The organism is Arenibaculum pallidiluteum (assembly GCF_017355985.1).
GTDB lineage: Bacteria > Pseudomonadota > Alphaproteobacteria > Azospirillales > Azospirillaceae > Arenibaculum > Arenibaculum pallidiluteum.
The window spans coordinates 43,558-62,755 of the sequence record NZ_JAFIQU010000005.1 but is presented as its reverse complement, the minus strand read 5'-3'; the positions used below and the strand labels follow the sequence as shown (position 1 = coordinate 62,755).

The window sequence follows — 19,198 nt, the reverse complement described above, 5'->3', positions numbered from 1 at the left end:
AACATCAGCCGCGCGCTCAGTCGCGGACGGGGCTCACATCCACCGTCACGGCCAGTGAGTGGTCGCCGCCGCCGATCACCACGCCCTTGAGCGGGCTGACATCGTCGTAGTCGCGCCCCCAGGCGAGGGTGACGTGCTCGTCGCGCGCCAGCGTGTTGTTGGTGGGGTCCACGTCGATCCAGCCGGAGCCGGGCACGAAGGCCGAGACCCAGGCATGCGAGGCATCGCCGCCGACCAGCTTCTCCCCGCCCGGAGGCGGGTGGGTCAGGATGTAGCCGCTGACATAGCGCGCCGGCAGGCCGAGGGCGCGCAGGCAGGCGATCTCGAGATGGGCGAAGTCCTGGCACACTCCGCGCTTCAGCCGGATCACCTCGGCCGGCGCGGTGTCGACGTCGGTGGCGGTGGGATCGTATGTGAAGTCGGCATGGATGCGCCGCGTCAGATCGAGCACCCCGGCCAGGATCGGGCGGCCCGGCGGGAAGCTCTCGCGGGCATAGGCCGTCACCGTGTGGTGCTGCGCGAGGCGCTGCGAGTCGAACAGGAACTCGACGGCTTCGCGCTCCTCCGTGCCGCGCGGGCGGCGCAGGCGGGCGCGCACGGTCTCCCAGGGTGGCGTCGCCCGCGGGTCGACGGGCAGCGGCGGCATCACCTCGACCAGCGTCTCGGCCTCGACCGTCATTGCGCTGTGCGACTGCTGGATCGTGAAGAACAGCACGGGATTGCCGAAATAGTCCTGCTGCCAGGTTCCCAGCGCCGTGGGTTCGGGCCTCAGGGACAGCACGGGCGATGCCGCGCTCTGCCACGGGGTCGCGCGCGGGCACAGGCGGACCGCATGATGGGAGACCTGGACGGAGGAGGAGTAGGTATAGGTCGTGACGTGGCGGACGCGGTATCTCACGGCAAGCTCGCATGCCTCCAGGGCGTCGCCCGCCGTCCTGCCAGCGTGAAGTATTCCCGGGTGATCACCTCGGACAGCTCCCAGATCCTTGAGCGGAAGACCTCCAGCAGCTCGGACAGCTGGTAGCGCCCGCCGTCCTCGGCCGCGCGCGCCAGCACCTCCACGTCGGCGGTGCGCACCGTGCCGGCGAGGAAGATCATCAGCCGCTGCTCCGGCCGCGGCCTCGCCGTGTCGCGGAAGGCGACCATGTTCTCCACATGCTCGGCCAGCACCATGAACTGGTAGGCCAGCGAGCGGGGATTGGTCTCGTCGCACAGCAGCAGGTCGAGCACCGGCAGGTACTGGGGCGCCGAGAGATAGCGCGCCCGATAGGTCATGACGCTGTCGAGGACCGAGAGCAGCAGGTCCAGGACCGGCCCCATCTCGGCCTCGTCGCCGTCCGTGGCGCCGGCCAGCAGATCGATCACGTGCTGCGCGCGCTCGATGCGGCGGCCTGTATCGAAGAACCGCCAGCCGAGGCCGCGGGTCATGTTCTCCATGGCGAGGCCGCTCGCGGCATCCAGCGAAAGCAGCACCGCGTCGAGCCGCGCCTGGATGTCGCCGAAATCTCCGGCATGCGCCGGCGTCAGGGCCGAGACCTTGGCCCCGAGATGCTGGAGGATGCGCCAGGTGTCGATCGACAGGCGGTCGCGGACGGCGGCGGCGGCGCGCTGCACCCGGTCGACCGTGCCGCGCAGCCCTGCCGGCTTCGCGGGGTCGAAATGGTGGCGCGCCAGCTGGGCCAGCGTCTCGGCCGTCCCGGCGGTTCCGGCAGCCGGCGGCAGGCCGAGCGGGCGGCACAGGAGCGGGATTGCGGCCACGTCCACGGCGCCCGCCTGGATGCCGCTCTCGGCGCTGGCGAAGGCGACGCGCAGCATGCGCGTGATGTCCTCGCAGCGCTCGATGTAGCGCCCGAGCCAGTAGAGGTTGTCAGCGACGCGGCTCGGTAGGTCGCGGCCGCCGCGGGTCGGCGTGACCGGCGGCGCCGGCGTGCGGACCGGGGCAGCCGCCGCCGCCTGCCGCTCGGCCAGGACCCAGACGTCCTTGCTGCCGCCGGCGACACCCTGCATCTCGCTCACGGGTCCGGCAGGCGCCACCGCGTCGTCCCGGAACCGCGCCAGGCCGCCCGGCATCACCACGTAGCCGCCATCCTTGGCGACCAGGAAGGCGCGCAGCACCACCGGCCGCGAGACGAGGCTCCCGTCCTCGCGGGCGACGGGGACCAACGAGGGCATCGGCCGCCGCTGGGCGACGAAGGCATGGGGCCTATCCTCGATCTGCGCCGCCAGGGCCTTAAGCCGCTCGCCGTCGAGCGTGTCCCCGTCGACGCCGGGATCGAAGGGATCGTAGGACGAGCGGAAGATCAGTCCGCGGGGCTGCGCCAGCGCATGCCGGGCGGCCTGCTCGTCCCCGCACCACCAGCTGTCGGCCGAGGGCAGCAGCAGCTCTTCGCCGAGCAGGCGCCGTCCGAGCACGGGAAGGAACGGCGCCAGCGCAGGCGCCTGGAGCACGCCGCTGCCCAGCGCGTTCAGCAGGGCGACCGAGCCCGCGCGCGCCGCCTGGACGAGCCCGGCCACGCCGACGCGCGTGTCAGCGTTCAGCTCGATGGGATCGACGGCCGGACCAGGGATGTGGCGCAGGACGACGTCGACGGGCTTCAGCCCATCCAGCGTCTTCAGGAACAGACGCTCGTCCCGCATGGTCAGGTCCTCGCTCTCGACCAGTGTGCAGCCGAGATGGCGGGACAGGTAGGCGTGCTCGAAATAGGTCTCGTGCCAAGGGCCCGGTGTCAGCAGGACGACCCTGGGCGCCTCGTGCCGGACCGGAGACATCCGGCCGAGCAGGTCCCGCAGTGCCTGCAGGAAGGGCAGCAGCGGCTCGACCGGGCTGGCGCGGAACTCGTCGTGGAGTACGCGGGCCACGGCCTGCCGGTTCTCCAGCGCGTAGCCGAGGCCGGCCGGCGCCCCGGTCCGATCCGCGATGACCTGCCACCGCCCGTCCGGACCGCGCGCCAGGTCGGCCGCGTAGATACCGAGGAAGGGTCCGCCCGCGGGCCGGATGCCACGACAGGCCCTGAGATATCCGGGATGGCCGAGGACGACCGCCGGCGGCAGCAGCTCCTCCTCCAGCGTCGTGCGGGGGCCGTAGAGGTCGGCTAGCAGCGCGTTCAGCAGGCGCGCACGCTGCACCAGGCCGGCCGCGATGCCGGCCCATTCCGATGCGGCTATGGGCACGGGAACGGGATCGAGCTGCCACGGCCGGTCGATGCCCGCGGGATCGCCCAGCAGGTGGACGGTCACCCCGGTCTCACGCAGCAGGCCCTGCGCACGCTCGCGCCGCCGCGCGATGTCGGCCGCAGGCCCCGACAGCATGCCATCGAGCACGCGCCAATGGGGCCGTGTCGCATCCGGACCGACCTTCCACTCGTCGTAGGCGCCGTCCATCGAGCCGGACTTCGCGGCTGCCAGGTCCAGATCCACTGCCCTTCCGCCGCCCTGGGAACCCTAATCCCTTCAGGCTAGAACAGACGCAGGTCCAGGCACAGCGGAAAGTCGGGATTGCGCAGCACCTCGCCGGAACCGAGCGGCCCCGCGCTGTGGCCGTGGTCGAAGAAGCGCGCCCGGCGCCGCGCCTCGGCCTCGAAGCCATTGACGGGGAAGGTCTCGTAGTTCCGGCCGCCGGGATGTGCGACGTGATATGTGCACCCGCCGATGGAGCGCCGGGACCAGCCGTCCACCACGTCGAACACCAGCGGGTCGTGGGGCGCGATGGTCGGGTGCAGGGCGGAGGCCGGCTGCCAGGCGCGGTACCGGACGCCGGCCACGAATTCGCCCGGCGTGCCCGTCGGATGCAGCGGCACGCGCTGCCCGTTGCAGGCGATCCAGTGCCGCTCGCCCACCATGTTGGAGACCTTGACCTGAAGCCGCTCGACCGAGCTGTCGACGTAGCGGACCGTGCCTCCGGCGCCGGGCTCCTCGCCCATGACGTGCCAGGGCTCCAGCGCTTGGCGCAGCTCCAGCACCACCCCATCGCGCTCGATCCCGCCGATGCGGGGGAAGCGGAACTCCAGGTGCGGAGCGAACCACGATTCGTCGAAGGCGAAGCCCGCACGGCGCATGTCGGCCATCACGTCGGCCAGGTCCTGCGCCACGAAGTGGGGCAGCATGAAGCGGTCGCGCAGCATGTGCCCCCAGCGCACCAGCGGGTTGCGGTAGGGCTCGTCCCAGAAGCGCGCGATCAGCCCGCGCAGCAGGAGCTGCTGCGCTAGGCTCATGCGGTCGTGGGGCGGCATCTCGAAGGCCCGGAACTCGACGAGGCCCAGGCGTCCAGTGGGCCCGTCGGGCGAGTAGAGCTTGTCGATGCAGATCTCGGTGCGGTGCGTGTTGCCGGTCACGTCGATCAGCACGTTGCGCAGGACCCGGTCCACCAGCCACGGCGGCACGTCGCCGGCCCCGGGTGTGATCTGGCGCAGCGCGATGTCGAGCTCGTAAAGCGAATCGTCGCGCGCCGCGTCCACCCGGGGAGCCTGGCTGGTCGGCCCGATGAACAGGCCCGAGAAGGCGTAGGACAGCGACGGGTGGTTCTGCCAATAGCGGATCAGGCTCGCCAGCAGGTCGGGCCGGCGCAGGAAAGGGCTGTCCGGGGGCGTGGCGCCTCCCACCACGATGTGGTTGCCGCCGCCCGTGCCGGTGTGGCGCCCGTCCAGCATGAACTTCTCGGTCCCGAGCCGCGCCTGGTGCGCCTCGGAATAGAGTCCGCAGGTGATGTCCTGGAGCTCCTCCCACGAGCCGGCCGGATGGACGTTCACCTCGACCACGCCAGGGTCCGGCGTCACCTTGATGACGTTGATGCGCGGGTCGTAGGGCGGCGGGTAGCCCTCCACATGGATCGGCGTCCCGAGCGCGCGCGCCGTGTCCTCGACCGCTGCGACGAGCTCGAGATAGTCGTCGATCCGCTCGACCGGCGGCATGAAGACGCAGAGGCGGCCTTCGCGCGGCTCGACGCACAGCGCGGTGCGCACGCCGTCCGAGACGAGTCCGCGCCGCGTCTCCTCGGGCGCCAGGACCGCGCCGCCGCGCTGCTCCTGCGGAGCGCCCGAGACGGGTGCGGGCGCGCCGCGCCTGTAGGGCTGGCCCTGCGCGTCCGGGTCCGGCAGCGGCGGCAGCTCGCCGAACGGGTCGGCGGGGACCACGTGCGGGAACTCCGCCGCGGGAATCCAGGGCAGCGCCGGCAGCGGCAGGCGGAAGCCCATGGGGGAATCGCCCGGCAGCAGGTACATGCGCTCGCGCCGCAGGGGCCATGGCCCCGTCACCCAGCGCCGTTCATCGCGCGTGTTCCAACGCTGCAGCGGCAGCGCATAGCCGGTGACGGTGCTGAGCCCGCGGGAGAAGACGCGGGCCAGCCGCGCGCGCTCTTCCGGGTCGTCGAGCTTGGAATCGAGCGGGTCGACATTGAGCGGGAGCGCCTGCTCGCGCAGGATGTAGTGGACGGGATCCTCCCAGGCCGGCTTCGCGAAGTCGGGATCGATCTCCAGCCGCTGGGCCAGGGCCTGGGCGAAACGCCCGGCATCCTCGGCCGTCGGGCGGTGGTCGACGCCCTCCTCCGCGATTAGGGAGGGATCTCGCCAGACCGGCACGCCGTCGCGCCGCCAGTAGAGCGCGAAGGCCCAGCGCGGAAGCTGCTCGCCGGGATACCACTTGCCCTGGCCGAATGTCGCCAGCGCCCCGGGCGCGAAGCGGTCGCGCAGGCGGGACAGCAGGTCGGCCGCCCGGGCGCGCTTCGTCGGGCCCAGCGCGGCGGTGTTCCATTCTGCGCCGTCCATGTCGTCGACGGATACGAAGGTCGGCTCGCCGCCCATGGTCAGCCGCACGTCGCCGGCTCCCAGCCGCCGGTCGATCTCGTGGCCCAGCGCGTCGATGGCGCGCCACTGCTCCTCGGAATAAGGCTTGGTGACGCGCGGGCTCTCGTGGATCCGCGTGACGCGCATCTCGTGGTCGAAGAGCACCTCGCACTTCTCGACGGCGCCGGTGACGGGCGCCGCGCTGGACGGGTCCGGCGAGCAGGCCAGCGGGATGTGCCCCTCGCCGGTCAGGAGCCCCGAGGTCGGATCGAGGCCGATCCACCCCGCCCCCGGCAGGTACACCTCCGCCCAGGCGTGCAGGTCGGTGAAGTCGGCGGCCGGACCGGCCGGCCCCTCCAGCGGCTTCACGTCGGGGACGAGCTGGATCAGGTAGCCCGAGGCGAAGCGCGCCGCCAAGCCCAGGTGCCGCAGGAGCTGGACCAGCAGCCAGGCGCTGTCGCGGCAGGAGCCGCTGCGCCGGGTCAGCGTCTCCTCGCAGCTCTGCACGCCGGGCTCCAGCCGGATCGTGTAGCCGATCGCCTGCTGGAGGTCGCGGTTCAGCGCCACCAGGAAGTCGACGGTCTGGCGCGGCGTGCGATCGATTCCGGCGAGATAGTCGGCGAAGGCGGGTCCGGCGTCGGCATCGCGCAGCAGGTAGGGCGCGAGCTCGTGCGCCAGCGCGGGGTCGTAGCTGAAGGGGAAGGTCTCGGCCTCGGGCTCCAGGAAGAAGTCGAAGGGGTTGATCACCGTCATGTCGGCGACAAGGTCGACCGTCACCGAGAAGAGCTGCGTGCGTTCGGGAAAGACCAGCCGCGCCAGGTAGTTGCCCTGGGGGTCCTGCTGCCAGTTGATGAAGTGGGTCTCTGGCTCGACCGTCAGGGAGTACGACAGGATCGGGGTGCGCGAATGCGCCGCCGGTCGCAGGCGCACCACCTGGGGCGACAGAACCACCGGGCGGTCGTAGCGATAGACGGTCTTGTGGGTCAGCGCGACGTGGATGCTCATACCGGGTCCCGGATCTGCGGCTCTGGAAGGCGGCGGTCTGCCCATGCAAAAGCGCCGCCATGGCCCGGGCCGAGGGAGCGGCCGGCGGAAACCGGAGCGGCAGCCGCGTCATATAGCGCGAATCCTGGGCATGTGCCTATTCGCGCGGCCGGCCACCACCATTTCGCCGGTCGCTCACGACTCCATCAGGCGGCGGAGGATCGCGGCGGTCTCGGGATCGGCCGGGAAGAAGGCCTCGATGGCGAGCTCGGAAAGCGTGATGTCGACCGCGGTTCCGAAGACGGTCGTGGTGCTGAACAGGCTGAGCAGCCCCGCCTCAGTCTGCAGCCGCAGCGGCACCACGACCTCGGCCGAGGGATCTTCCGCGGACCGGACGGGTGGGACCCTGGAGACCGGCACGGGATAGGTCGCGAGCTCGTCGTGCAGCGCCGACAGCACCGGATCGGCGCTGACGTCGACCTGACGGGACAGGCGCGCCAGCACGTGATCGCGCCACTGCCGGAGGTTCCGGATGCGCGGCGCCAGCCCGGCGGGATGCAGGCTCAGGCGCAGTACGTTGACCGGCGGCGCCAGTAGCTCGGCCGCGGTGCCGGCCAGCAACGGCGCGACCGCGCGGTTGGCGGTCACGAGGGTCCAGTGGCGGTCGACCGCCAGGGCTGGATACGGCTCGTGGCCTGCCAGCACGAGGTCGACTGCCTTGCGCGCCGCCTGGAGCGCAGGATCGTCGAGACGCCGCTCGCGGTAGACCGGCGCGTAGCCGGCCGCGACCAGGAGCCGGTTCCGCTCGCGCAGCGGCACCTCGAGACGCTCGGCGAGGCGCATCAGCATGGGCCGGCTGGGAACCGACCGGCCGGTCTCCATGAAGCTGATGTGGCGGGTCGACACCTCCGCCTCGCAGGCGAGGTCGAGCTGGCTGAGTCCGCGGCGCTGGCGCCAGCTGCGCAGGAGATCGCCGAGTGCAGCCTGGGCTTCCGACGGGGCTTCTGACACTGATGTACTCCCTGGGAATGCGTGGTCGGCGGATCCTAGCACCGGACCCGTTCCGCCCGCGCGGGCCGGCCAGCGGGCGGAACGGCCGACGGCGATCAGGCGACGGCCGGCGCCGAGCGGCGAAGGCCGATGGCCTGCATCTCGGCGAAGACCGCGACCGCCAGCGCCTGGAGCAGGACGAAGGCGATGCCGAGCGCGTTCGGCGCGACCGGGCCCGCCACAAGGAGCAGAAGGCTGGCGACGACCCACACGGCGTTCAGCATCACCACCCCGAGCACCAGCGCCCGCGGAAGCACGTCCCGCCGGGCAGCCAGCACGAGCGCGCCCGCATAGGGGACGAGCAGCAGCCCTGCCCCCGCCAGCAGCCCGGCCGGCAGCGCCATGACGGGACCTAGTACGGCGCCGCCCGCGACCAGTAGGAGCGCCGCCACGCCGCTGAGGAAGGCGTCGGCGATCAGGGCCTTGCGCAGCAGGGGAGAAATGACGATGGACATGACGTCTTCCCTCTCGTGGGTTGTTGGACGTGTCTGACGAGGGGGATTGGACGCCGGCGACGCCATGGGAACAATTACGTGCGAGGTCATGCCGGCGCCGCAGCCCCATCGGCATCCCCATTGGAGAATCGGTCCATGAGGGGGCTGGACCGGCGCGGCTTTCTGCGCGTCGCGGGCCTTGGCGGCCTCGCGATGGCGTCTGCTGGCCGGGCGCCGTTCACGCCTGCCTGGGCTGCCGGCCCGGGCGCCGGCTGGACCGAAGCCGCGGCGCTGGAATGGGCCGCCGCGCAGCCCTGGCTGGTCGGCGCCAACTACGTGCCGGCCAGCGCCGCCAACGCGCTGGAGATGTGGCAGGCCGGAACCTTCGATCCCGCGCGAATCGATACCGAGCTGGGCTGGGCCGCCTCCCTGGGCATGAACACGATGCGCGTGTTCCTGCACGACCTGCTCTGGCAGGATCCCGACGGATTCCGTGGCCGGGTCGATACCTATCTCGCCATCGCGGCCCGGCACGGCATCCGCACGCTGTTCGTGCTGTTCGATTCCTGCTGGGACCCTTTCCCGCGGCCGGGCCCGCAGCGCCCGCCGAGGCCGGGCGTGCACAACTCCGCCTGGGTCCAGGGCCCTGGGGCGGCGGCGCTGGCCGATCCCGGCCAGGTCCCGCGCCTCGAGACCTATGTCACGGGGATCGTCGGAGCGTTCCGCGAGGATCCGCGCGTGCTGGGCTGGGATGTCTGGAACGAGCCCGACAACACCAACGACAGCAGCTACGGACCGTCCGAGCCGCCGGACAAGGTGGAGCATGTCCTCCGCCTGCTTCCCCTCGCCTTCGACTGGGCCCGGCGGGCCGCTCCGGCCCAGCCGCTGACGAGCGGGGTCTGGGTGGGAGACTGGTCCAGGGACGAGCTTCTCACTCCGGTCCGGCGCATCCAGCTCGACCGCTCGGACGTTGTGACCTTCCACAACTACGGCCCTGCGGCGGAGTTCGAGGAGCGCATCCGGCAGCTCCGCCGGCTTGGCCGCCCGCTGATCTGCACGGAATACATGGCGCGTCCGACGGGAAGCACGTTCGAGACCATCCTGCCGATCGCGCGGCGCGAGCGGGTCGGCGTCATGAACTGGGGGTTCGTCGCCGGACGGACGCAGACCTACCTGCCTTGGGATTCCTGGCAGAGGCCCTATGGCACCGGCGATCCGCCGCTCTGGTTCCACGACGTGCTGCGTCCGGACGGACGGCCGTACCGTGAGGCGGAAGCGGAGATCCTGCGCAGCCTGACGGGTCCCGGCACCGGACGGGACCGGCCGTCCACGTCACCGGCGAGGCCATGAACAATGGCGCAGCACGAGGCGTTATTGGGCCGCCCCGGCCCGAACGCCGCCCTGGACCGATGCGGGCCGATGCGGGGATCGTCATGACGCGACTTTCAGTGCGCCACGCCACCACCTACAGCTACGCGAAGCCGGTGCGGCTGGGCGACCACCGGCTGATGTTCCGGCCCCACGACAGCCATGACCTGCGCCTGATCGGAACGGGCCTCACCATCACGCCGCCTGCCACCGCCATCCGGTGGCTCCACGACGTCTTCGGCAACTCGGTCGCAATCGTCTGCTTCGACGTGGAGACAACGAGGCTGGAGATCGTCAGCACGGTCGAGATCGAGCTGTTCCCGCCCGAGCGGCCCGATTTCCCCATCGAGCCCTACGCCCGCACCTACCCCTTCAGCTACTCGGCCGAGGAGGTCCCGGACCTTGCCCGGACGCTGGAGCGGCACTATCCCGACCCCGACCACAGGGTCGATGCCTGGGCCAAGCAGTTCGTCGTCCCGGACGGGACCTCCGAGGGCGGCCTGATCGATACGGCGCAGCTCCTCGCGCGCATGACACTCGGCATCAAGGATGGCTTCACCTATGTCGCCCGCGAGGCCGAGGGAACGCAGACGCCGGTCGAGACGCTGCAGCTCGGATCGGGGACGTGCCGGGACTTCGCACTGCTGATGATGGAGGCGGTGCGCAGCCTTGGCTTCGCCGCGCGGTTCGTCAGCGGGTACCTCTACGATCCAGCGGTCGACGGCGCGGCCGCCGACACGGTGGGCGCGGGCGCGACGCATGCCTGGGTCCAGGTCTATCTGCCGGGCGCCGGCTGGGTCGAGTTCGACCCCACCAACGGCATCGTCGGCAGCCAGCACCTGATCCGCGTCGCGGTAACGCGCGATCCGTCCCAAGCCATCCCGCTTGCCGGGACCTGGTTCGGCGCGCCGTCGGACTATCTCGGCATGACGGTCTCGGTCGAGGTGACCGCGCGCCGGAACGCCGGAGAGCCCGCTGGATCTCCCGCTGGGCCTCCTGTCGTGCCCTCCTGCGGGCAGGCCGCCCCGGTCCCGCCGGCCGCGGACCGGACTGCGGCCGATCAGCCGCCGGCCGAAGCGCCCGCGGCCTGAGTGACGTGCATGACGCCCTGGCTCCGCCGCAACGCGCACCGCGTCTTTCATCCGCTTGCGGGGGCCAACTTCGGGACGCTGGCGGCCGTTCTGCGCCACGGCGGCGGCGTCTCGCCGCGGCACTTTCACCGGGCCGGTCTTGCGCTAGGCGCTGCCGCGATCCGGTCGGTGCCCGACCTCGTCGAGCGGCGGCGCTTCGCCCGGAGACGCGTGGCGAGGCCGGCGCCGCCGCCGCTGTTCGTCCTCGGCCACTGGCGCAGCGGGACGACGCATCTCTTCAACCTGCTCGCCCAGAACCCGCAGCTCGGCTTCGCCGGACCGCTCGCGGTCGGGCTGCCCTGGGGCTTCCTGGGGATGGGAGGATTCTGGCGCCGCAGGATCGAGGAGTGGCTTCCGCCCGACCGCATCATCGATGCCATGCCCGTCACGCCGGACTCGCCCCAGGAGGACGAGCTGGCCCTCGCGCTGATGCAGCCGCTCTCCTACTACCACGGCATCTTCTTTCCCAGGCGCCTGCACGAGGCGTTCGCCAAGGGCGTCCTGCTGGAGGGCTGCACGCCGGAGGAGGCCGCGCTGCGACGCCAGCGGATGGCGCTGTTCGTCGAGAAGCTGCAGCGCCAGCAGGGGGAGCGGCGCCTTCTGCTCAAGAACCCCGTCCATACGGCTCAGGTGGAGGAGCTTCGCGCGATCTGGCCCGACGCGGCCTTCGTGCACATCCACCGTTGCCCCTTCGAGGTCTTCGCCTCCACCCGGCGGATGCTGCTGACGCTGTTGCGCGAGTTCGCCCTGCAGCCATACGACCCTGCGGCGGTGGACGAGCTGGTGCTCGACCTCTACCCCGCCATGATGCGGCGCCTGGACCGCGCGACGCGCAGCCTGCCCTCCGACCGCTTCGTGGAGGTGCGCTACGAGGATCTCCGCTCCGACCCGCTGGGCGTCGTCGGGCGCATCCATGATGCCCTCCGCCTGGACGGTATGGAGGCGGCGCGGCCCGGGATCGAGCGGCACCTCGCCGCGGTCCGCGGCCACAGGATCGCGCGGAACGCCCTCGATGCCGGCATGCGGGCGCGCCTCGCCCGCCGTTGGGGCTTCGCCTTCGAGCGCTGGGCCTATCCCGCCGGCTGAGGCGCGACCGAGGACTGGATCGCCCCGGCCGCGGGCGATAGCCTGTCGACGCATGGCACCATCGCTGCTCCTCCGCACCGTCCTGCTGGTCCTGGCCCTGATCGCGGGCGGCGCGGCGCGGGCCGAGCCACGCTTCGAGGTCCCGATCGCCTGCGCGGTCGGAAGCGAGTGCTTCCTGCAGAACTACATGGACGAGGATCCCGGGCCCGGGGCGCAGGACTACACCTGCGGCCCGCTCTCCTACGAGGGGCACAACGGGACAGACTTCCGGCTCCGCGACCTCGTCGCCATGGCGCGGGGCATGGAGGTACTGGCCGCGGCGGCGGGCAAGGTCGCCCGCGTGCGCGACGGCATGGACGACGTCAACGTCCGCACCATCGGCATCCCGGCGCTCGGCGGGCGCGACGCCGGCAACGCGGTGGTGATCGACCACGGCGACGGCTGGGAGACGCAGTACAGCCACCTGCGCAAGGGAAGCGTCCGCGTCGCGCCCGGCGACAGGGTCGAGGCCGGGCAGCCCCTCGGCCTCGTCGGCCTCTCGGGCAGGACCGAGTTCCCGCATGTGGATTTCGAGGTCCGCAAGGACGGCCGCCACGTGGACCCCTTCGTCGGACCGGGCGCCCCCCGCGCATGCGGCGGCCAGCGCCGGCCGCTGTGGACCGAGGCCGCGCAGGCGGCGCTCGCCTACCAGGCCAGTGGCGTGCTGATCGCGGGCTTCTCGGCGGAGCCGCCGGAGGCCGAGCGCGTGCGGCGGGGCGAGCAGCGCCTCGACGTGCTGTCCGGCGATCCCGCCGCGATCAGGTTCTGGGTCGACGCCTTCGGCGGGCGGCGCGGTGACACGGTCGCGATCGGCGTCACCGCGCCGGACGGGCGGACGCTCACCAGCGCCGAGGCGAAGCTCGACCGCAACCTGGCTTCGATGTTCCTGGCCACCGAGACGCAGCGCCCGGCGGGCGGCTGGAGAGCCGGCTGCTACCGCGGCGCGGTGGAGCTGCGGCGGGACGGCCGGACCGTCTTCAAGGAGTCGCGCTGCCTGCAGCGGCCAGACTGACGTCTCCAGCCCGGAGGGAAGCGGCCGGAACGAGGTAGCGCGGGGCCACATCGCGCCGCGACAGGCTGGACGCCATCGCGATCCGCGCGGCCTGCAGCGCTTTCCGCGCGCTCTCGTCGGCGAGGGACGGGATCGTCACAGTCTCGCCGGCATCGAAACCGGCCAGCGCCGCGTCGACGAGATCCTCCGGCTCCATGACCCAGTCCGGCGGGGACGATCCGATGTCCTTTCCTGCGCGCTCCCAGATCTCCGTGCGCGTCACGCCCGGCAGAGCCGCGCAGGACCGCCTGGATCCGGACGCCGGTGTCCTGGAGCCGGCGCGCGAGGCTCAGGGACAGATTCAGCATGAACGCCTTGCGCTGTAGGTCGCCTCGAACATCTCGGGCCCCAAGGCCGCGGCCGAGGACAGGTTGACGATCCCGCCCCGTCAGCGCCTGGTCAGCGATCTCACCGCAGCGCGCGCCAGGAGGGTCGGCGTGACGACATTGAGGGCGACGAGGCGCGCGACATCATCCGCATCGGCGCTTGCAAGCCCGCCCGGCAGCCCCATGCCGGCGTTGTTCACGAGCAGCGCAAGGGACTCGTCCGCCTCGATCCTGTGCGCGAGCTCGGCGACCTCCGCGCCATGGGTCAGGTCCGCCCGCAGGATCTCGGCGGACCTGCCCGTCTCCCTCTCCAGTTTCCCGGCCAATGCAGCAAGCCTCGCCCCGTCGCGGGCGACAAGCAGCAGATCGTATCCGCGGCGGGCCAGCCGGTCGGCATAGATCGCCCCGATGCCCGTGGAGGCGCCGGTCACCAGCGGCAGCCCCTGAATTCCTTCGATCACGGACAAGGTCTCCTCCTTGACCAGGGCGCCCGCCACAGGTGCCCGCTTCACGCCGGCCGCTCGATGGCGATGGCTGTCGCCTCGCCGCCGCCGATGCAGAGCGCAGCGACGCCGCGGGTCAGGCCACGCGCCTGCAGGGCATGGAGCAGCGTGACGATCAGCCTGGCCCCGGTCGCGCCGATCGGATGGCCCAGCGCGCAGGCGCCGCCATTGACGTTCAGCCGGCCGCGCTCGATGCCGATCTCGGCCGCCGCGGCCATTGCGACGACGGCGAAGGCCTCGTTGATCTCGAAGAGATCGACGTTGCTGGCCGACCAGCCTGCCCGGTCGAGGAGCTTGCGGATCGCCGGAATGGGCGCGGTGGTGTACCAGGCAGGCTCCTGGCTGTGCGTGGCATGGGCCCGGACCACCGCGAGGACCGGCAGTCCCTCGCGCTCGGCGACTGAACGCCGGGTGAGGAGCAGCGCAGCCGCCCCGTCGGCATTGGCAGAGGCGCTGGCGGCGGTGATCGTGCCGTCCGCCCGGAATGCGGGCTTCAGCAGCGGGATCTTCTCGGGCGAGACCTTCAGGGGGATTTCGTCGCTGTCGACCCTCAGGGCGCCCTGCCTGCTCTCGACGACGAAGGGCTCGATCTCGGCCGCGAAGGCGCCGGATTGCACGGCCGCTCGGGCGCGCATCAGCGTCTCGACCGCATAGGCATCCTGGTCGACGCGCGAGAAGCCGTACCGCGCGGCCGCGGCCTCGCCGAAATCACCCATCGGCCGTCCGCGCTCGTAGGCGTCCTCCAGCCCGTCGAGCATCATGTGGTCGATGACCTGACCGTGCCCCGCGCGATAGCCTGCGCGCGCCTGCGCCAGCAGGTAGGGCGCGCCGGACATCGACTCCATCCCGCCGGCGACGACGATGTCCGCGGAACGCGCAAGCAGGAGATCATGCGCGATCATTGCGGCCTTCATGCCGGAGCCGCAGACCTTGTTGATCGTCGTGGCGCCGACGGCATCGGGCAGCCCGCTCCCGCGTGCGGCCTGCCGTGCGGGCGCCTGCCCCTGCCCGGCGGGCAGGACGCAGCCCATCAGGACCTCGTCCACCTTGGCCGGGCCCAGCCCCGAACGCGCGAGCGCCGCGCGGATGACATGGGAGCCGAGTTGCGGCGCCGGGACCGACGACAGGCTGCCCAGAAACCGGCCGAGCGGCGTGCGGACAGCGGCCGAGATGACGACGGGATCATGGGTCATTGGACGTCCTCTGCGATCGGGCCGCGAGGCCCAGGAGCGATGCGAATGCCAGCGTGGCCGCCACTGCGAGCAGGCAGCCCAGCGCGGCGACCGGGCCGAGCGGAAGGCTGGCCGCCAGCGCGGTGCCGAGCGCCGAGCAGACCATCTGCAGGAAGCCGAGCAGCGCGGAGGCGAGACCGGCCCTCGACGCGAATGGCTGGAGCGCCAGCGCCGTGCCCAGCGGGTTCACAAGCCCCATGCCCAGCAGGAAGATCACGATCGCGACGGAGATGGACGCGAGCCCCGGCGCCTCGCTGACCAGGATGAGGATCACCCCGCCCGCCAGCGCCAGCGCGGCACCGGCCATCGCGACCTGCGCGGCTCCCCAGCGATGCGCGAGCCGCGGGGCCAGGAAGCCCGCGCCGAAGACGACAAACACCGTGGCCGCGAAGAACAGCCCGAGCTGCAGCGGGCTCAGCCCCATGACCCCGATCAGGATCGCGGGGGTCGCGCCGAAGAAGGTGCTCAGCCCGCCGACGATGAGGCCGACTGCCAGTGCCGGCAGCACGAAGCGTCCCTCGGCGGCAAGGCTGGCATATGCCCGCGCGACCGTGGCGACCCTGTGCGCCGCCCTGCGGTCCTGATGGTGCGTCTCGCCCATCCCGAACAGGAAGCAGGTCGCGAGAAGCACGCCGCCGAGGCCGACGAAGGCGAAAGCGGAACGCCAGCCGAAGGCGTAGTCGAGCCCGCTGCCCAGCAGTGGCGAGAAGCCTGGGGCGGCCGCCATGGCGATCATCGTCAGGGAAAGCGCGCGGGCCAGCGCCTCGCCTTCGAACAGGTCGCGCGCGATGGCGCGCGACAGGACCGACGCGGCACTGACGCCGAGCGCCTGGACGACCCGACCGGCGACGAGGAACCCGAGGCTTGCCGACATCCCGCAGAGCAGCGTCCCGGCGATGAACACCATCAGCCCGCCGATCACGAGCCGTTTGCGGCCGAATCGGTCGGAAAGCGGCCCCACGACCAGTTGCCCGGCGGCGAAGGCCAGGAAGAAGGCCGAGAGCGTGATGCCGAGACGGCGGGGCTCCACGCCGAGCTCCGCCGCCATCGAGGGGAACGAGGGCAGGATGATGTTGGTGGACAGCGTCCCGATCGCCGCCAGCCCTGCCAGCAGGGAGAGAGTGCCGCCGGTCAGGCGGCGTGCTTCCGTGGCCGACAGGGTGCCGGCCTTTGCAGGGACGGACATCGAAGGTCTCCTAGGTCTCGGATGGTGCAGGCCCGCGCCAGCAACCGCCGCGGGACGGGCGCGAGGGCGCCTCGCGCGCCCTGCGCTCATCGCGTCAGGAAGCGGTCGACGTCGAGGGCGAAATCCTCGATCTCCTGGAACAGGAAGGCGTGTCCGGCGCCGGGATAGAGCACCAGCTTCGCGTTCGGCGCCCGCTGGGACAGGACATAGGAGCGATAGGCCGGCAGCATCACATCATGCGCGCCGTTGGCGACCAGGATCGGCAGCCGCAGTTCGCCGGCGCGGTGCAGGACGCCGCCCCACGACGAGATCGCCTTCATCTGCGCCATGAAGGCGGCGGCCGTCACGTTCGGACCACGGTCGGGCTGGGCGGTTATGCGGGCCCGCGACGCACGACCCGATGCGAGCGCCGCTTCCGTTTCCGGGTAGAAGAGGAAAAGGAAGTCTTTCTCGTCGGTTTCCGGCTTGGTCATCACCTGCTGCACCCGGGGGTGCTGCTGTGGGCCGCCGGTATCCGGGCCGGGGCTGGATCCCGCCACGATCAGCCGGCGCACAAGATGCGGGAAGTCCAGCGCAAGCTGCTGTCCGACGATGCCCCCCAGCGACCATCCCAGCACGTCGACCTGCCGATGGCCCAAGCCATCGATGACTTCGGCGGCCACTGCGGCAATGCCGGCGATCGTCTCGGGCACCGAACCTTCGGACCGGCCGATGCCGGTACTGTCGAAGCGGATGAGGTTGCGATTCTGCGACAGCGCGGCGATGAGGGCCGGGTCCCAGTCATTCATGGTCCCGCGGAAACGCTGCAGCAGGAGCAGCGGTACGCCGCCCCTGGGTCCGTCCTCCCGCCAGGCCAGCCGGCCCTCCCGTGTCTCCACCCAGTTGATGCGGGGCATCCTCGTTCTCCTTCCCGAATGCCCCGTGGGGCGTCGCGTGGTGGAAGGAGAATAGATGCCGCCCGCCATGTCTTAAATGACGTATAGATGTCATTTCGGGACATCGCAGGCGGCATCACGATGCCATCGTGCCCTCGATCAGCCGAAGGCTGCGGCGAAGGCTCTGCGGCGGCTGTCCGTAGGCGCGCAGGAAGGCGCGACGCATCCGGTTGCGATCGGCGAAGCCGGTATCGCGGGCGACGACGTCCATGGAATGCCGCCCCTCCTCCAGCATCGTCTTCGCCGCTTCCAGCCGCAGCCGCTCCACCGCCTTGGCCGGCGACTGGCCGGTCTCCTCCCGGAATACGCGGCTGAACTGGCGGGGCGAGAGGCCGACCGAAGCGGCCAGCTCCTCGACGCTCAGCGGATTGCGCAGATGCTCCTTGGCGTAGACGAGGGCCCGGCGCACCCGGTCCGAACTCGGCTCCAGCTCGAGCAGCGCCGAGAACTGGGACTGGCCACCCGGGCGGCGGTGATAGACGACAAGCTTGCGCGCGATGCCGCGGGACACATCGGCGCCATGGTCGTCCTCGATGAGCGCGAGCGCGAGGTCGATGGCCGAGGTCATGCCCGCCGAGGTCCAGACGCCGCCATCGGCGATGTAGATACGGTCGTCGTCGACGGCGACCTTCGGGAACCGCTCCTGCAGCCGGCGGGCATGGGCCCAGTGCGTCGTCGCCGACCGACCGTCCAGCAGACCCGCCTCGGCCAGGGCGAAGGCGCCGGTACACACGCCCGCCACGCGGCGGCACTGCTTCGCCGCCTGCGCGATGTAGTCGCGCAGAGCCGGAGACACGGGCCTCGGAAGCAGTTCGCCCACCACCATCAACGTGTCCGGGAAGTCGCCCAGCGCCTCGGTTTCGACGCTGACGCCCGAGGAGGAACGGACCGTTCCTCCCTTCTCGGACATCATGCTCAGCCGATAGGCTTCCCGCCCCAGCTCGTGGTTCGCAAACTCGAAGGTGGACACAGGGGCGAGGCCCATGACCTGGAAATGGTCTACCAGAATGAACGCGATCTTCCGCATGGGCCCCCCGTCCGGATCCTCGCTGTAGTCTCGGCCGCCGCCTGACCGTGCGCCGGCAGGTGGCGGGCGGCACCCCTGAGCTGCGGCCCCTGATCCCTTAGCCCCATGCCTGCGCCACGGAACGGGCGATGTAGGCGACCGCGGCCCTGAACTGCTCGTTCCGGCCACGATCCTGCGGAAGCCCCTCCAGCACCGGCTCGCCCGCGAGCCAGCGCGCCTCGGCATCCGGAGTCTCGAGCACCCGGCGCAGGCCGGAGACGAGCTCGTAGGAGGCATCGGGCAGGCCGGCCAGGTCGAGCGCCGCGCAGAGCGCCGCCATGTAGCCGCTGCGCAGCATCGGGCCGACGGGCGCCATGGCGCGCCCGCCCTCCTGCCCTTCGACGAAGGCGCTGATGCAGGCATTCACGTCGAAGGACAGGAGGCTCCGGCAGGCCGTCGGCCGGACCGTGTAGATCGAGCAGGCACCGTCCTCCAGCATGGGACAGGTGACCCCGGCGCTCCGCCGCGCGGCGGCGTCCAGGCCGTGCACGCGCTCGTCCGCGGCAGCCAGACGGCCCAGGATGGCCTCGCGCCGCGCCCCCGTCAGCGAACGCGCGATCAGGAACAGCTCGGGCGCCGTCACCGAGACGAAGATTCGGCAGCAATGCGCGCAGCCCCTGCGGCAGTCGAGGCCCGTCGGCCGGTTGTGCCGGTAGGAGAGCTCGTAGCCGGCATGGAGCTCGGCAGCGGCGTCGCCGGCCCGCCGCGGGTTCGCCGCATCGCGCAGGATCCTGAGGAGCCGGCGCGTCTGCGCCTGCGCGGCCGCCAGGTCCTCGCGCAGCGGCATGCCGCGCCGCAGGATGCGCTCGTCCTCGCGCTCCATCGCCCGTCGGTCGGTCCTGGTCGGCATGGCGGTTCCTCGTGGCGGCCGGTCCAAGTAGCGCATCGCCGCGCGGACCGTCCACAGCCATTGCTGCCACCATCGCGACGGCTTCCTTCGTTCCGGCCCGTCGCCGGACGCAGCCCCCTTCCCGTCAGGGCCCAGCCCTCAGGCAGGGGACACGTCCCGCGGCCGTCCGGACGGCCGCGGG

At 71.6% G+C, this 19,198-nt stretch carries 16 protein-coding genes; 4 read left to right on the top strand and 12 right to left on the bottom strand.

Features of this window, described 5'->3' with window-relative positions:
- Positions 1-16 precede the first annotated feature (16 nt).
- From JUB13_RS12190 to JUB13_RS31325, 5 genes are all read right to left on the bottom strand, one after another.
- Positions 17-898, bottom strand: a complete 882-nt coding sequence (locus JUB13_RS12190; protein ID WP_207479165.1) for a transglutaminase family protein — start codon at positions 896-898, stop codon at positions 17-19.
- On the bottom strand, positions 895-3,417 hold the full coding sequence (locus tag JUB13_RS12185) for a circularly permuted type 2 ATP-grasp protein (protein WP_207479163.1): 2,523 nt from the start codon (positions 3,415-3,417) through the stop codon (positions 895-897). Before JUB13_RS12185 ends, JUB13_RS12190 begins: the two co-directional genes overlap by 4 nt.
- Before the next feature lie 38 nt (positions 3,418-3,455).
- Positions 3,456-6,782 carry a transglutaminase family protein gene (locus tag JUB13_RS12180; protein ID WP_207479161.1) on the bottom strand — a complete coding sequence of 1,109 codons (3,327 nt, stop codon included), beginning with the start codon at positions 6,780-6,782 and terminating at the stop codon, positions 3,456-3,458.
- Positions 6,783-6,956: 174 nt separating this feature from the next.
- A complete protein-coding gene (locus tag JUB13_RS31330; protein WP_328702927.1) occupies positions 6,957-7,772 on the bottom strand; it encodes a helix-turn-helix domain-containing protein in 816 nt (271 codons plus the stop codon).
- Between the two features lie 95 nt (positions 7,773-7,867).
- A complete protein-coding gene (locus JUB13_RS31325) occupies positions 7,868-8,266 on the bottom strand; it encodes a hypothetical protein (RefSeq protein WP_236024912.1) in 399 nt (132 codons plus the stop codon).
- A gap of 135 nt (positions 8,267-8,401) precedes the next feature.
- Between JUB13_RS31325 and JUB13_RS12170 the strand changes: the two genes are divergently transcribed.
- From JUB13_RS12170 to JUB13_RS12155, 4 genes are all read left to right on the top strand, one after another.
- Complete coding sequence (locus JUB13_RS12170) at positions 8,402-9,595, top strand: cellulase family glycosylhydrolase (RefSeq protein ID WP_207479157.1); 1,194 nt, start codon at positions 8,402-8,404, stop codon at positions 9,593-9,595.
- A gap of 83 nt (positions 9,596-9,678) precedes the next feature.
- Entirely contained in the window at positions 9,679-10,704 is a 1,026-nt protein-coding gene (locus JUB13_RS12165) for a transglutaminase family protein (protein ID WP_207479155.1), read from the top strand.
- 9 nt (positions 10,705-10,713) lie between these two features.
- Complete coding sequence (locus tag JUB13_RS12160; RefSeq protein ID WP_207479153.1) at positions 10,714-11,829, top strand: sulfotransferase family protein; 1,116 nt, start codon at positions 10,714-10,716, stop codon at positions 11,827-11,829.
- A 52-nt stretch (positions 11,830-11,881) separates the two neighbouring features.
- The gene (locus tag JUB13_RS12155) at positions 11,882-12,880 is read left to right on the top strand and encodes a M23 family metallopeptidase (RefSeq protein ID WP_207479151.1); all 999 of its coding nucleotides are present in this window, start codon (positions 11,882-11,884) and stop codon (positions 12,878-12,880) included.
- Here JUB13_RS12155 and JUB13_RS31320 read toward each other — a convergent pair.
- The 7 genes from JUB13_RS31320 to JUB13_RS12125 all read right to left on the bottom strand — a co-directional run bounded on the left by JUB13_RS31320 (position 12,846) and on the right by JUB13_RS12125 (position 19,017).
- Positions 12,846-13,142, bottom strand: a complete 297-nt coding sequence (locus tag JUB13_RS31320) for a hypothetical protein (RefSeq protein ID WP_236024911.1) — start codon at positions 13,140-13,142, stop codon at positions 12,846-12,848. The two genes, JUB13_RS12155 and JUB13_RS31320, sit on opposite strands and share 35 nt — an antisense overlap.
- A gap of 165 nt (positions 13,143-13,307) precedes the next feature.
- Positions 13,308-13,757, bottom strand: a complete 450-nt coding sequence (locus JUB13_RS31315; RefSeq protein WP_328702926.1) for an SDR family NAD(P)-dependent oxidoreductase — start codon at positions 13,755-13,757, stop codon at positions 13,308-13,310.
- Positions 13,754-14,941, bottom strand: coding sequence for an acetyl-CoA C-acyltransferase (locus tag JUB13_RS12145; protein ID WP_207479149.1), 1,188 nt, complete (start codon positions 14,939-14,941; stop codon positions 13,754-13,756). Before JUB13_RS12145 ends, JUB13_RS31315 begins: the two co-directional genes overlap by 4 nt.
- Positions 14,931-16,166 (bottom strand): multidrug effflux MFS transporter, encoded by a 1,236-nt coding sequence (locus JUB13_RS12140; RefSeq protein WP_207479147.1) that lies wholly within the window; start codon positions 16,164-16,166, stop codon positions 14,931-14,933. The genes JUB13_RS12145 and JUB13_RS12140 overlap by 11 nt, the downstream gene beginning before the upstream one ends.
- A gap of 86 nt (positions 16,167-16,252) precedes the next feature.
- Positions 16,253-17,062 (bottom strand): alpha/beta fold hydrolase, encoded by an 810-nt coding sequence (locus JUB13_RS12135; RefSeq protein ID WP_207479145.1) that lies wholly within the window; start codon positions 17,060-17,062, stop codon positions 16,253-16,255.
- Between the two features lie 115 nt (positions 17,063-17,177).
- Entirely contained in the window at positions 17,178-18,128 is a 951-nt protein-coding gene (locus tag JUB13_RS12130) for a GlxA family transcriptional regulator (protein WP_207479143.1), read from the bottom strand.
- A 97-nt stretch (positions 18,129-18,225) separates the two neighbouring features.
- Positions 18,226-19,017, bottom strand: a complete 792-nt coding sequence (locus JUB13_RS12125; protein WP_207479141.1) for a YkgJ family cysteine cluster protein — start codon at positions 19,015-19,017, stop codon at positions 18,226-18,228.
- Positions 19,018-19,198: the final 181 nt, after the last annotated feature.